Annotated in this window: 13 protein-coding genes; 7 read left to right on the top strand and 6 right to left on the bottom strand. The window is 29.9% G+C overall.

Features of this window, described 5'->3' with window-relative positions; translation table 11 throughout:
• Window positions 1-7 precede the first annotated feature (7 nt).
• Window positions 8-1,459: a UDP-N-acetylmuramoyl-L-alanyl-D-glutamate--2,6-diaminopimelate ligase gene (locus tag RSA29_RS06310; protein ID WP_346942621.1), complete on the bottom strand. Its 1,452-nt coding sequence runs from the start codon at window positions 1,457-1,459 to the stop codon at window positions 8-10.
• Window positions 1,460-1,736: 277 nt separating this feature from the next.
• Between RSA29_RS06310 and RSA29_RS06305 the strand changes: the two genes are divergently transcribed.
• Window positions 1,737-2,645, top strand: coding sequence for an AraC family transcriptional regulator (locus RSA29_RS06305; RefSeq protein WP_346944385.1), 909 nt, complete (start codon window positions 1,737-1,739; stop codon window positions 2,643-2,645).
• Between the two features lie 21 nt (window positions 2,646-2,666).
• Here the strand turns inward: RSA29_RS06305 and RSA29_RS06300 are convergent, their stop codons facing one another.
• Window positions 2,667-3,200 carry a 2'-5' RNA ligase family protein gene (locus RSA29_RS06300; protein ID WP_346942622.1) on the bottom strand — a complete coding sequence of 178 codons (534 nt, stop codon included), beginning with the start codon at window positions 3,198-3,200 and terminating at the stop codon, window positions 2,667-2,669.
• 275 nt (window positions 3,201-3,475) lie between these two features.
• Between RSA29_RS06300 and RSA29_RS06295 the strand changes: the two genes are divergently transcribed.
• Window positions 3,476-4,024 (top strand): flavodoxin family protein, encoded by a 549-nt coding sequence (locus tag RSA29_RS06295; RefSeq protein WP_346942623.1) that lies wholly within the window; start codon window positions 3,476-3,478, stop codon window positions 4,022-4,024.
• 516 nt (window positions 4,025-4,540) lie between these two features.
• Here the strand turns inward: RSA29_RS06295 and RSA29_RS06290 are convergent.
• Window positions 4,541-5,404 (bottom strand): AraC family transcriptional regulator, encoded by an 864-nt coding sequence (locus RSA29_RS06290; RefSeq protein WP_346942624.1) that lies wholly within the window; start codon window positions 5,402-5,404, stop codon window positions 4,541-4,543.
• Window positions 5,405-5,569: 165 nt separating this feature from the next.
• Here RSA29_RS06290 and RSA29_RS06285 point away from each other — a divergent pair, with 165 nt between their 5' ends.
• Window positions 5,570-6,898: an alpha-glucosidase/alpha-galactosidase gene (locus tag RSA29_RS06285; RefSeq protein ID WP_346942625.1), complete on the top strand. Its 1,329-nt coding sequence runs from the start codon at window positions 5,570-5,572 to the stop codon at window positions 6,896-6,898.
• A 92-nt stretch (window positions 6,899-6,990) separates the two neighbouring features.
• On the opposite strand, the gene RSA29_RS06280 is transcribed toward RSA29_RS06285, so the two are convergent.
• The 3 genes from RSA29_RS06280 to RSA29_RS06270 form a co-directional block, all read right to left on the bottom strand.
• Window positions 6,991-8,562: a glycine betaine ABC transporter substrate-binding protein gene (locus RSA29_RS06280; protein WP_346942626.1), complete on the bottom strand. Its 1,572-nt coding sequence runs from the start codon at window positions 8,560-8,562 to the stop codon at window positions 6,991-6,993.
• 1 nt (window position 8,563) lies between these two features.
• Window positions 8,564-9,694 carry an ABC transporter ATP-binding protein gene (locus RSA29_RS06275; protein WP_346942627.1) on the bottom strand — a complete coding sequence of 377 codons (1,131 nt, stop codon included), beginning with the start codon at window positions 9,692-9,694 and terminating at the stop codon, window positions 8,564-8,566.
• Between the two features lie 212 nt (window positions 9,695-9,906).
• A complete protein-coding gene (locus RSA29_RS06270) occupies window positions 9,907-10,533 on the bottom strand; it encodes a TrkA C-terminal domain-containing protein (RefSeq protein ID WP_346942628.1) in 627 nt (208 codons plus the stop codon).
• Window positions 10,534-10,888: 355 nt separating this feature from the next.
• On the opposite strand from RSA29_RS06270, the gene RSA29_RS06265 reads away from it, so the two are divergent.
• The 4 genes from RSA29_RS06265 (at window position 10,889) to RSA29_RS06250 (ending at window position 14,621) form a co-directional block, all read left to right on the top strand.
• Window positions 10,889-11,902 carry a low specificity L-threonine aldolase gene (locus RSA29_RS06265; RefSeq protein ID WP_346942629.1) on the top strand — a complete coding sequence of 338 codons (1,014 nt, stop codon included), beginning with the start codon at window positions 10,889-10,891 and terminating at the stop codon, window positions 11,900-11,902.
• Window positions 11,903-12,246: 344 nt separating this feature from the next.
• The gene (locus RSA29_RS06260; protein WP_346942630.1) at window positions 12,247-13,149 is read left to right on the top strand and encodes a cation diffusion facilitator family transporter; all 903 of its coding nucleotides are present in this window, start codon (window positions 12,247-12,249) and stop codon (window positions 13,147-13,149) included.
• 260 nt (window positions 13,150-13,409) lie between these two features.
• Window positions 13,410-14,276, top strand: a complete 867-nt coding sequence (locus RSA29_RS06255; protein ID WP_346942631.1) for an SDR family oxidoreductase — start codon at window positions 13,410-13,412, stop codon at window positions 14,274-14,276.
• 141 nt (window positions 14,277-14,417) lie between these two features.
• Window positions 14,418-14,621 carry a heavy metal-associated domain-containing protein gene (locus RSA29_RS06250; protein ID WP_346931433.1) on the top strand — a complete coding sequence of 68 codons (204 nt, stop codon included), beginning with the start codon at window positions 14,418-14,420 and terminating at the stop codon, window positions 14,619-14,621.
• Window positions 14,622-14,808 lie beyond the last annotated feature (187 nt).

Below are 14,808 nucleotides of genomic sequence, written 5' to 3'. Positions count from 1 at the left end.
ATTGAATTTAGTTCAAGATTTCCATAACAGTTTCTATGTCATCAAAATGTATTTTTCTTTTACCTATGATTTGATACTTTTCATGACCTTTTCCAGCTATAATTAATAGATCAGTATCCCTCAATAGTTCTAAGCCTCTTGCTATGGCAAACTTTCTGCCTTGAATTTTTTCATATGGAGTTTTTGTCTGTTTAATGCCTTCTTCAATATGATTAATGATTAGACTAGGATTTTCAGTTCTAGGATTATCAGAAGTTATTATGCAATAATCTGCAAAACAACCTGCTATTTTTCCCATTATTGCTCTTTTAGATGGATCTCTATCACCACCACAGCCAAAGATAAGGATTACTGTTCCTTCAGTTATGTCCCTAGACATTTTTAATAATTTCTCTAATGAATCAGGAGTATGAGCATAATCCACTATGACATTTTTATTCAACTTGTTTTTTACCATTTCAATTCTGCCTGGTACGGGGTTAATATTAGGTATTAATTTTATAATTTCTTCCATGTCTAGGCCCAAACCATAGCAGGTTGATATTGCTGCCAAAACATTATAAACTGTGAATTTACCAGGAATATTAACTGTAACATTATTATTTATATTTTTAAAATTAATTCTAAAAGTTACAGAATCATGGTTATACAGAAGTTGTGTAGCTTTTATATCAGCTTGTTTATCGATTCCATAGGTTAGAATTTTACAGGGGGCATCGTTTATTATTTCAGATGATACTTCGTCATCTATATTGATAATTCCCAGCTTACATTTATGAAATAACTTCATCTTTTCATGTTTATAGATTTCCATGGTTCCATGTTCATCAAGGTGATCTTGGGATAGGTTTGTAAATACACCAATGTTGAAATCACAAAAATCTACTCGATGCTTGGCGAGTGCAGAAGAAGTAACCTCCATAACTATGCTGTCAGCACCTTTATCTATAAATTCTTTAAATGCAGCTTGTAGTTCCAATGCTTCTGGAGTGGTAGGTGTTGTCTTTTTAATTTTTATTTTTTTGTCTTTAAGTTCATAACCTAAGGTACCAATTACACCTACTTTTTTTCCATAAGCCTCTAACATATCCTTAATATAATGAGCAATTGTAGTTTTGCCATTGGTACCTGTTATTCCAACTAATTCAATTTTATTAGAGATTTCCTTATAAAATAAATTTGATATACTTGCTATAGCTATTTTAGTATCTTCCACTTTTACAACTACGACATCCTTATATTTATGGGGAATGTTCTTCTCAATAACTACGACAGTAGCACCCCTTTCTATAGCCTCATCTATAAAATCATGACCGTCTACATTAGTTCCATTTATACATATAAATAGAGAGTTGGGTTTTACTAGTCTAGAATCATAAGAGATGCTTTCAACTTCTGTATTTACATATCCATTTAACAAAATATAATTAATGTGATTTAATAATTTATATAGTTTCATATCTATTCCTCCAATAATCACTGAAAATTTATAATCTTAGCTACAATTAATCTTTATATATCCATTATACGCAAATAATTTGCAATAAATAGTGTATTTATTGCTTGATATATTGTTAAAAGTGCTTTATTATAAATACATAATATGTAAAGTGATTTTGTGGTGTTATGGATATAATAACATCATTACTAAAATATATATGGTGAATTTAAATCTTAAGAATAAGATAAATAATTTAAATAGTGCGAATTTAAATTATGAAAGTAAGCATGATTTGATGGAGAAAGGAGAGGGTGTGAAATTGGATAATCTAAATAGTGAACTTGAGTATATAAATGAAGATAAATCTAGTAGTCAATTAGGATATCTTAATGAAGATTTTCAACTATTTCACATAAAGGATAAGAAAAATCAAGAGTTTGAGTTTCATTATCATGACTTTAATAAAATTATAATATTTTTGTCAGGAAAGGTAACATATTTAATTGAGGGAAAGGCTTACTACCTAAAGCCATGGGATATATTGCTGGTAAATAATCATGATGTTCATAGGCCTATTATTGATTCTTCAGAAGTTTATGAGAGGATAGTTATTTGGGCTAATTATGATTTCATAAGTAAACATAGTTATGATGGGTGTGACCTTTCAACTTGTTTTAAATTAGCTAATGAAAAAAGCTTCAATCTAGTTAGACTTGAAGCTAGGTTTCAAAATGCGTTAAAGTTAATAATAGGATCATTAGAGGAATCACTAGCTTCTACAGATTTTGGGAACAAGCTTTTAAGCAATTCCTATTTTGTACAGTTAATGGTGTATTTAAATAGAGTTCACCTTGGCAATATGTATATAACAGATAAAGATTCACTTAGATATGATAAACGAATTGAAGAAGTTTTAAACTATATAAATAGTAATCTAGGTAATGAACTTTCTATAGAGGTTCTGTCAGAAAAGTTCTATATCAGCAAGTATTACCTTATGCATAAATTTAAGAAGGAAACAGGCTACACACTGCATAACTATGTGGTTCAGAAAAGATTAATAATGGCAAGGGATCTTATAAAAGGTGGAGAGCAAGTTACTAAGGCAGCACTACAATGTGGTTTTAATGATTACTCTAGTTTTCTTCGCGTATTTAAAAAGACGTTTAATAAACCACCTAGGGAATTTATCATGAACGCTTAGTAAGAAATTTTATGAAAGTTATTAATCTAATCTAACACTGCGTTCACAGTTATCGTTATTAGAGCAGATTTTAATAAGTCCTACATCATTTAATGTAACATTTAGAGGTTTGAATTTATCTAGTGCAAAACTAAATACTTTTTTAAGATTATCATTACTTAAGTTTATTGCTAAGGTACAATGGGGAGACCAACGGTTTGGTAAATAGTATGGACTTGCAGTTTCATTAAAAGATTTAAACTGTTCATGATATTTGCCATGAAATTTTAGTAATTCTTCTGTAACTGTTGGTTTTATAAGGCAAATACCAGTGGTAGGAAAGGTTCCAAGTATATCAAAGCTAGTGTTAATAGGCTTAAAATTAGATTTGAAAGCTTTAAACTTCTCAATAAAAGCTTCCTCATTAATATTTTGGTACACTGCTAAGGTTATATGAGGGCTAATTTCTTCAATATTATTTAAACTTGAATCAATATTTGCATCACTTAAAGCTTTCCAAATACTTCTTATATATAAATCAACTTCTTCATTGAAAAAAAATTCTACTGCATACATAAAGATACCTCCTATAATTCTACTTAATAATTAAATTTATTTATTTATATGACATATAAGTTCACAAATTAAATTATATTTTTATTATACTTTATATAGTTATATAAAGAAACACTATAAATTGCTGTTTAATTAATTAGAGATTTAAACTGTAGACTAAGTGAAATCAATTAAATGAAAATATTGGACAAAATTTCAAAAAAATATTAGTGATTAATGGGTTTGAGTTGTATAATAATATTAATTTACAAAAATTATATAAGGGGGAATATAATATGGGAAATAATATTCTAGTGTTGGTTGGGAGTCCTAGGATTAAAGGCAACACGGATATATTAGCAGATGAATTTATTGAAGGGGCAATTGAGGGTGGAAATACAGTTACAAAGATTCATCTTGGGCAGAACAAGATAAATGGGTGTCTTGGCTGTGATAAGTGTAATAAGGATGGACAGTGCATTCAAAAGGATGATATGAATAAGGTTTATGACGCTTATAAAAAAGCAAATATAATTGTCTTTGCATCACCTTTATATTATTGGAATTTCACTTCCCAAATGAAAGCTGTCATTGATAGATTTTATGCTATGGGGAGTTCATTGGAAGGGAAGAAAATTAAGAAGTCATGTGTCTTACTTGTGACAGCTGCAGATAATGATGAGGATACATTTAAGCAAATAACTTCATACTATGAAGCTAATATGATAAAATTCATGAAATGGGAAGATAAAGGCAGACTTTTAGTTGGTGGAGTTAGTGACAAGGGTGATATTAAAAGTGCTAAAGGTCTTAAAGAAGCTAGAATTATTGGATTACAGATTTAATATCTATATGTAATTAGAATTTATTGAGTTTATTATAGGTTAGACTATATTTTATAACAAAATTAATAGGGCTTTATACTATTTAAGAATAGAGGATAAACTTTAAAATCTGAAAATGGTAGAATAGAAAATTCAAAATTTAGAAAATATAAAAAAATGTAAAAATGTAAAAATATTAAAACTTTAAAATGGACTGTCTCAAAATGAGGCAGTCCATTTTAATTTAAAAGGTTTATAAGAAATTTGGCTTATGTCTAGTCCTTGTAATACCTGAATTTTATTATGGTATATTCTAAACAAGTCAGTATCCACGGCTATTTTCAGCTATACGTCGTAAGTAGGATCATTGGGTGTGGATGTTATTTGAGGAACATGCTTCCGTACCTAACTCAAAATATCATTTGCATCTTTGACTTATTACTTATTTTCAGATGTCTAAGTCTGGGATAACGGTGGGTATGATCATAGATAAGTTTTTCTAAAATTCAGCTTGAGTGAGGATACCCCTTAAGAAAACTATATCTGAATGTAAGAATCACTTGATATAAAACTAGATTTGTATTTAGATGGTGTAATGCCATAATGACGTTTAAAGTGTTTATAAAATGCAGGTGTATCTTTAAAGCCAGAAGAATAGGCTATTTCCGTAATATTAATATTAGAACTTTCTAAGAGTTTACAGGCAACATGAAGTCGAAATTGAATTAGATATTGTTGGGGAGAGATATTGTGAAGTTGCATAAAGATTTTATAAAGATATGTACGATCTATACCTATATGCTTTGCAATATCAGCTATTTTTATATCATAGCTATAGTTATGCTGTATGAAGTCTACGGCTTTGTCTGAATAGCCTTTATCATAAGTCTTAAGATACTCTTTCTTAGATTGTTGCATTTTAGAAAATACCAGGTATAGTTGTCCCATAGCTTCATATTCATTGAAATGATGGCTTTCAAAAACTTCAATTAGTTTCAGCAGTTCCTGTTTCAGCATACCCTGACTATTATCAGTAAAAATAGGATTTTCCTTAGAAATATTACAATGAGTTAATATGTTTTTAGTTTCATACCCATCGAATCCAAACCAGCAGTAATCCCATGGGTCTTTTTCATCGGCAATGTAGTAGGTTGAATCTCCAGGACAAATTAAGAAGCCTTGTTTCTCTGTAAGGTCATGCCACTGTCCATGGGCATAAAATTTACCTTTTCCACTGAGTATATAGTGAAATAGGTAGTGGGGACGGATTGCTGGTCCAAAATCGTGACTAGGGCAGCAGTTTTCCCATCCACATTGATATAATGTTAGAGAACTACTTACATACAATGGGCTATCAACTAAATATTCAATGGTATTTATCATAAAAACAAGTCCTTTCATAAGAAAATAAATATATTTAAATTGTACCATAAATGGACAAGTATTCAACATAATGACAATGATTTGAAACAAGGTGAAATAGTATTTATAGAAAAAACAATTATAATAAAAATATAAGATGAAATGGGGAATGTTCAACTAAATCAATTAAAAAGGGGAGTTATTATGCTTAAAATTACGTTTATGGGTGCTGGAAGCACAATATTTGCAAGAAATGTATTGGGAGATTGTATGTGTACACCATCTCTATGTAACTGCGAAATTGCATTATATGATATTGATGCAAAACGTTTAGAAGAATCAGAGATTATATTGAAGGCAATTAACAATAATGTTAATGAAAATCGATCTATTATTAAAACATATTTAGGTGTTGAAAATCGTAAAGAAGCATTGAGAGGTGCAAAATTTGTTGTTAATGCTATCCAAGTAGGTCTTTATGATCCATGTACAATTATTGATTTTGAGATTCCTAAAAAATATGGTCTTCGTCAAACTATCGCGGATACGTTGGGAATAGGCGGCATTATGAGAGGGCTTAGAACAATTCCGGTTATGCGAGATTTTGCAAGAGATATGGAAGAAGTATGTCCAGATGCTTGGTTTTTAAATTACACAAATCCTATGGCAATGCTTACTGGATATATGCAAAGATATACTAAAATTAAAACTGTTGGGTTATGTCATAGTGTACAAGTATGTTCCAAGTATCTGCTAAAAGGATTGGATATGGAAGATAAGCTTGAAGGTAGGAAAGAACTAATTGCCGGTATTAACCATATGGGATGGTTGCTTGAAATCTACGATAAAGATGGTAACGACTTATATCCAGAAATTAGAAAAAAAGCAGCTGAAAAAAATGCAAATGAAAAACATGACGATATGGTTCGTTATGAATATATAAAACACTTAGGATATTACTGCACTGAATCTAGTGAACATAATGCGGAATACAATCCACTATTTATCAAAAGTAAATATCCAGAGCTTATAGATAAATTCAACATTCCACTAGATGAATATCCAAGGCGTTGCATAGAGCAAATCAAAGGATGGGAAGATGAGAAAAACAGCATTCTTAGGGATGGTAAAATAACTCATAAACGTTCTACAGAATATGCATCATATATCATGGAAGCAATAGTTACTAATGTTCCTTGTAAAATTGGTGGAAATGTAATGAATACAGGGTTGATTGATAATCTACCAGCAGATGCATGTGTTGAAGTACCGTGCTTAGTAGATTCAATGGGAGTTACTCCATGCCATGTTGGTAAGTTACCACCTCAACTAGCGGCAATGAACATGACTAATATCAATACACAGCTACTAACCATTCAAGCTGCGATTACTAAGAAAAGAGAGCATATATATCAGGCTGCTATGCTAGACCCACATACTGCTGCTGAACTTTCTATTGATGATATTGTAGCAATGTGTGATGAATTAATTGATGCTCATGGCGAATATATGGCAGAATATCAGCAGAAATAAGAATAGTTTATTAGTATTTCAAACTATAGAATTAAATTTAGAATTGTAATAGCAAGGGGCATAGAAAGAAATTCTTTCTATGCCCCTTGCTATTATTTAATTATACCATTTTGGGTTAAAAATTCTTTTGCCACATCTTGTGGACTTTCTCTTAATTCATCAACTTTATAATTTAATTCACTCATTATTTTATCATTTAAAATTGATCCTAGATTATCTAGAATAGGTAAGATTTCAGGATATTTTTCCATAGTATCACTATTAATAACTGGTATAGCATAGTATGGTGGGAAGAAGTGTTTATCATCCTCTAAAATAACTAAATCAAATTTTTCAATAAGTGCATCTGTGGCAAAGGCATCTACTACTTGACTTTCGTTGTTAACTAGAGCTGTGTACTTATGGCTACCATCAATTGCAATTGTATTTTTGAAATTAAAATTGTAAACGTCTGTAAGACCTACGAGACCATCGGCTCTATTTATAAATTCTAAGGATGGAGAGATAGTAAACTCATTAGCTACCTTTGAAAGATCACTTATGGTTTTCAAATTGTATTGTGAAGCTATATCTTTTGTTACAGCCAACGCATAAGTGTTATTGAATCCAAATTGAGATAATACATCTATATTGAATTGTTCCTTAAAGTCACTCTTAACAGTATTGTATACTTCTTCAATATCAGATATAGCAGGGTGTTTTAAAATATCGCCATAGGCTGTACCGCTATACTCAACATACATATCTATTTCATCAGATTTTAAAGCGGATAAACAAATTTGGGTTCCTCCAAGAGCAGGTTTACGCTCAACAGAGATATCTGTATTAGATTCAATTGCTTCAGACAGTAAATGACATAAAATTTCTTGTTCAGTAAAATCTTTACTACCGATAACAATGGTATCTTTATTTGTATTAGTATTACCAATTCCTGTTATAGCAAATATAATAACAAGTCCAATTGCGGTAATGCCAAGAGTGATTTTTTGTGTTTTTCTCTGAACTTTTTTTGACTTTAAATCTTTATTGTTTGATTGTAAACTAATTGGAGTTACTAAATTTTCCACTGTTCCAACAAGAAAATCTACAAATAGTGCAAGTAAACAAGCTGGGATGGCCCCTGCTAAAATTTGATAATTACTTACTGTTCTAATTCCAGAGAATACAAGGAATCCTAGTCCACCGCCACCAATAAATGCAGCCATAGTCATAAGGCCTACAGCTGTAACAGCAGATATTCTTACACCTGCCATAATAACAGGTAATGCAAGTGGGATTTGAATTTTGGTTAATATCTGAGATTTAGTTAACCCAATACCTCTTGCTGCTTCTAGCATTTGTGGATTAATATTTTGAATCCCAGTGTAAGTATTTTTTATAATAGGCAACAATGAGTAAAGCACTACCATGACAATAGCTGGCTTAGTTCCTATTCCTAAAAATGGAATTGCAAATCCTAACAGTGCCATACTTGGAATTGCTTGTACAATATTGGCTATCCCAAGTACTGGTTTATGAAGTTTTTTAATATAACTAATTAGTATTCCAAGAGGAACACCTATTAAAATAGATAAACCTACAGATAAGGTTGTAAGCTTTATATGCTCAAATAATAGAGTGAAAATTTGATCTTGATTTTGTATTAAATAATTTAAAAAATCCATATTATATAATCTCCTCCTCTGTATCTAAGAATTGTTGACTTAGTGTTGTAACTAAGCTACTTTTAGTTATAAGCCCACGTAAGATACGGTCTTGATCTATAATTGGAATATTAGATACTTCGTTGTTATCTACAATAGCAAGGACATCAACAATTGTATCATCAGGGAATGCATGTAAAAATTCAGTATTCATAATTTCTTCTACAGGAATACTTCTATCTGATTTTACTTGTATTTGTTTTGCTTTAACAATTCCTAAAAGATGATTAGACTTATCAGTAACCATTAAACTATCAACTTTAGAAGAACGCATTTTTTCTAAACATTTAAGAAGCGATAAGCTTGGTGAACATTTAATAGGATCTTCAATCATGATATCTTTTGCTTTTATAAATTCAGGTGAGGTCCAAATTCTATTTTTACCTACAAATTCACTTACAAAATCGTTGCAAGGATTTTTAAGAATATTTTCAGGTGTGTCATATTGGAGAATTTCACCTTCATTCATGATACATATTTTATCAGCAATTTTTATTGCTTCATCCATGTCATGAGTTACAAAAACAATAGTTTTCTTGAATTGCGAATGTAAATTTACAAGTTCATCTTGAAGTTGAATCCTTGTAATTGGATCAAGGGCACTAAATGGTTCATCCATTAAAATAATTTCGGGATTGGTTGCAAAGGCTCTAGCAACACCTATTCTTTGTTGTTGACCTCCACTTAGTTCTGTGGGGTATCTATCTAAGTATTCTTCAGGATTCATACCAACCATATCCATTAACTCATTTGTCTTATTCTCAATATCTATTACATTATTTTTTTCAATCCTTGGAATAATTTCAATGTTTTCTCGAATTGTCATATGAGGGAACAAACCTGTTTGTTGAATAACATAGCCCATTCCACGTCTTAACTGTATTACATCTGTATCTATAATATTTTTCCCATTTATTAAGATTTCACCTGATGTAGGTTTAATTAGTTGGTTAATCATTTTTAGTGTCGTTGTTTTTCCACATCCACTAGCACCGATAATAGCCACTAAATCACCTTTTTCAATTGTGAAAGAAATATTATTTAAAATAGTACGTGATTTGAATGATTTTGTTATATTTTTAAATTGTATCAAAAAAAAACCTCCTTTTAACTAAAGTAACAATCTAATCGTAACACAAGGTTGTTACTTATGTCAAAAATTTATGACTGATTTATTAAGAATGAGTGTGGATAATTAGCTTATTTTTCAAATAATATTATAAAAATAAAAGCAAAAACACGGTAAACAAATATCCAGTAGATATACTTGCTTACCGTGTTTATTGATTTTAAATTAGTGGACATTTATGGATATAAAAAGTTTAAAACTCTGTCATAGCAAAGTTCATATCCAACAAAATATAGAACATCATCATCTAATAAAATTGCGTGAGGACCTGGCGACATAATTAGACCTTCTTCGCGCTTGATTGCAACCACAGTTGCCGTAGTATTTTGCCAAAAATGTATCTCAGAAAGACTTCTTCCTATGTAGAGGCATGTATTATTTATGGATATTTCAAAGGGGACAAAGGGATTTGTATATTTTAATCTATCGGTTTTATCAATAAGTTCAACTAGTCTTTCTTTGAAATATAAGTTTTCCTTAGTTTGTCGTTCAATACTGTTTAGAAGTTGCAATTTCAGGTCATTAACTGTTTGCACGTCATTATATTGTTTAATGAATTTTATTGCATTTTCACAAGATTTAATAACAACGCCGCTACCCTTAGTTGTATCTACAATATCAAGATCAGATAAAATGCAAATTGCACGTCGAGATGTTTCAGATGATACTCCATATTGGCTTGCTAACATTGATCTAGCGTAGATTTTTTCACCTAATTTATAATGACCCGTTGCAATTTTTGATGCTATATCAGCAGCAATCTGCTGGTATCTTGGGCTTGTAATTTTACTTTTTTTGTCCATTTTAATCATTCCTTAACATTTATAAAGTCATATAATATTATAAGTAAACACAGTAAATTTTATAAATCACAACAGGGCAAGAAAGATTTATTGTGTCCATTTTATATTGATTTTAGTATATCATAGCAATTTTGATTGCACAATTAAAGCATATATAATTATTCCTTTTGAATTATATATGGAAAGGTATCTAAGGTAAAGAAATCAGTTATTATATATTGGAGTATAATTACTGAAAATTTTGATTAGCATATTTAAAAAGAATTGGAATTGATGTTATAATTGATTGTGAAAAAACAAATATTAACTTGTTCTTATATTAGGTAAAAATAAAACTTAAGATGGAGGGTTTAACATGTACAGTTTTAAAAATGACTATAGCGAGGGAGCACATCCAAGAATATTAAATGCTCTTATAGAATCAAATTTGGAGCAGACAGATGGATATGGTGATGATTGTTATACAGAAAATGCAATTAAATTTATAAAAGAAAAGATAAAACGAGAAGATGTAGATGTTCATTTGTTCGTAGGTGGAACTCAAACTAATCTTACTTCAATCTCAGCTTTTTTGAGACCACATGAAGCAGTTATTGCGCCTTGTAGTGGACATGTTTTAGTTCATGAGACTGGAGCAATTGAAGCTACAGGACATAAAGTTATTTCAGTTGAAGTAAAGGATGGTAAATTAACTGCAGAGCATATTAAAACCGTGGTAGATGGACATACAGATGAGCATATGGTAAAGCCTAAACTAGTTTATATATCTAATCCTACAGAGATAGGAACCATATATAAGAAAAGAGAACTTGAAGAAATAAATAAGGTTTGTAGAAAGAACAATTTATTTTTGTATGTAGATGGCGCAAGACTCGGGTCTGCACTATGCTCTAAGGAAAATGATATAAAGATTCATGAATTAGCTGAACTTGTGGATGCATTCTATATTGGAGGAACTAAAGGCGGAGCTTTAATGGGAGAGGCATTAGTAATTTGCAGAGATTCTCTTAAAGGAGAATTTAGATACCATATTAAGCAAAAGGGTGGATTATTTGCAAAGGGTAGAATCTTAGGGGTGCAGTTTATGGAGCTTTTTAAAGATGATTTATACTTTGAACTAGCACATCATGCAAATGATATGGCAGATATACTTAAGGAAGGTATTACTAAGGCAGGATATAAATTTATGATTGACTCACCAACTAATCAAATATTTCCTATATTACCAAATGATTTGATTAAAAAACTAGAAGAGAAGTATTTATTTTATGTTTGGGAAAAGATTAATTCAGATAACTCTGCTATTCGTCTTGTAACATCTTGGGCTACAAATAAAGATATGGTTCTAGAATTTATTGGTGATTTATAGGCGTAGATTTAACTATTTACATTAAAACTACATTAAGAAAATAAAAAATCAGTATAATTATAAGTAAATTATACTGAGAATATATATTATCACATTAAATCCATATTTTAATAAGTGTTGAAAAATATATAAGATAAATAGGGTAAAAAAATTAATATATTTTAGTTTTTTACCCTGTTTTGCATTAATAACACTAAATTTAGGTACTATTATGTTATTTGCATAAATTCTATAAATGCAAAACAACATAGTTGTTAGTAATATACAGCAATAAAGTCAGTTAGGAAATTAGCTAAATTGTTGTATTATTATAATATAGTAATAAGATTTAGTAGAGGTGTAAAATGAAAACAGAAAGTAAATTATTAAAGTTATCAGCATTAGGCGGATTGTTTTTTGCTCTTATAGGGATAGGCTGGGGACTATTTATAGATTCTGAAATGATAAGATTTGATGGGATATATTCATTGATAAGTTTATTCCTATCTATGATGTCAATATATATATGTGGTTTCATGGAGAAAAAAGATAAAATAAATTTTCCATTTGGAAAAGAAACATTAGGTCCAATAGTAGTGGCGTTTAAATCAATAGCACTTATAGTAATGTGTTTAATATCCTTATCAAACTCATTTCAAACTATACTTGTTGGAGGAAATCCTGTAGATACAGGTTTTGCAATAGTATATACTGTAATATCAATTATAGGATGCACAGGAGTTTATCTGTATATGAAAAAAACTGGTAAAAAGCTTAACTCAGATATACTTAAAGCAGAAAGCAGCCAATGGTTAATGGATACATTGATAAGTGTTGGAGTTTTTATAGGATTTATAATTGTATTAGCTATAGAGAATACTAGCATAAGTTATTTAAGCAAATATGTGGATCCGGTAATGGTTATAATAACTTCACTTATATTTTTGAAAGTTCCTATAACTACGCTAATTAAATCATTTAAGGAAATAATACTTGTTAAAGCTAATGACGAAATTAACGATGATATAAATAAAATTGTTAAAAGTATAGAGAGAGAATATAATTTTGAAGATTCAATAACAAGGGTAAGTAAGACAGGAACTTCTTTAAGAATTGAAATTGATTTTGTGTTTAATGATAAGACTAAAATGGAAAACCTAAAAGAAATGGATGCCGTAAGAGAGAAAATAGATAAGAGAACAAAGCATATTGAATATGATAAATGGTTAAATGTATCTTTTACTGGAAATCGTAAATGGGTAGTATGATAAAAAGATTAAAGTGAATGATTAAACAGAATAATATGAATTTTGTAAGAGACGTTATTTAATTAACGTCTTTTTTCTGTTAACAGAAATTTTTATATCAGATGCCTTAATTGCATATTTAGTTTAGCGAATATTAAAATTAAATTTCAGCAGTTGCCTAAAATATATAACTATTTTAGAAATCAAAATATATTTAGATGAATAATAATAATAAACTATTGGGTAAATTATATTCATAAATTTGATATAGGGGTGTTAGTATGAACTATAATTTTCCAACAGGGTTTAAAGCTCAACATCAAAACATACAACCAGGTATAGAAAGTGAAATGGAACCTAAGCCTATTTTCGAGATAGAAGAATATCACAAGGCTTCAGAAAGATTAAAAGGGAAAATAGCGGTGATAACTGGTGGAGATAGTGGGATTGGTAGGGCAGTATCTATTTTATATGCTAAAGAGGGAGCAAAAGTATGTATTATTTATCTTAATGAGCATGAGGATGCAAACTTTACTAGAGATTTGATTGAAAAAAATGGTGGAGAATGTTTGCTAATTTCTGGAGATATAGGTGATGAAAATTTTTGTGAGAAATCAGTGGAAACTATCATTCAAAAATATGGGGTGATAAATATATTTGTTTCCAATGCAGCAGAACAACATGAGTGTAAGACAATTACGGAGATAACTAAAGAACAATTAATTAAAACCTTCGATACAAATTTCTTTGGAGCGTTTTACTTAACTAAAGAAGTATTAGGACATATGAAGAGGGGAGATTCTATTATTTATACAACATCTATTACGGCATATGAAGGAAATGAAACATTAATAGATTACTCCTGTACGAAAGGAGCATTAACTACGCTTACTAGAGCTCTTGCTAAAAGCTTAGCACCACAGGGCATAAGAGTAAATGCGGTGGCACCTGGACCAATTTGGACGCCGCTAATTCCAGCTAGTTTTCAAGGCGAAAAGGTGGCTAGTTTTGGCGGTAACACTTTATATAAAAGGGCAGGTCAGCCAGTAGAAGTTGCAGAAAGTTATGTTTTTTTAGCTGGAAGTGGAGCTTCATTTATAACAGGAGAAACAATTCATGTAAATGGAGGTCAATTTATAACGAGTTAAAATTCCTATAATTTTCGATGGATAAAAATCACACGAATAAAGGATAATAATTTAGAAGTAGTTATATAAGATGAGAATTATGCAAATGTTCATCTTATATAACTGAAATTGATATTATTTATTATTTAAGGAGGTAACAAAATGGAAACAGTACACTATAATGTTTCAGGTCTTGTAAATTCAGAAAGTAGAACAAAATTGAATAATTCTTTAGAAAAAATTGAAGGTGTTCAAAAAGTTTGTGTTGATGTAGCAAGGGGAACGGTAGAGGTGAAATATAATCAGCCAGCAGATAACGAATCAATCAAGAATTGCATTTGTAATACTGGATATTCTGTAGAATAGTTTTGTATTAGGTTATAAAAGGAAGATTTCAGTTGTTATTGAAATCTTCTTTTTATATGAAGTTAAATCTATATATAGAGATATATTTGTAAATATAATTAGAAAATATTGCTATAGTAATATTTGTAATTTGAGAATATAATAGATAGTATAGCTAATAATTAGCATAACGAAATAATGGTTATAT

The organism is Clostridium sp. (assembly GCF_036660475.1).
GTDB lineage: Bacteria > Bacillota > Clostridia > Clostridiales > Clostridiaceae > Clostridium_J.
This window is presented reverse-complemented; position numbering and strand designations above follow the sequence as displayed.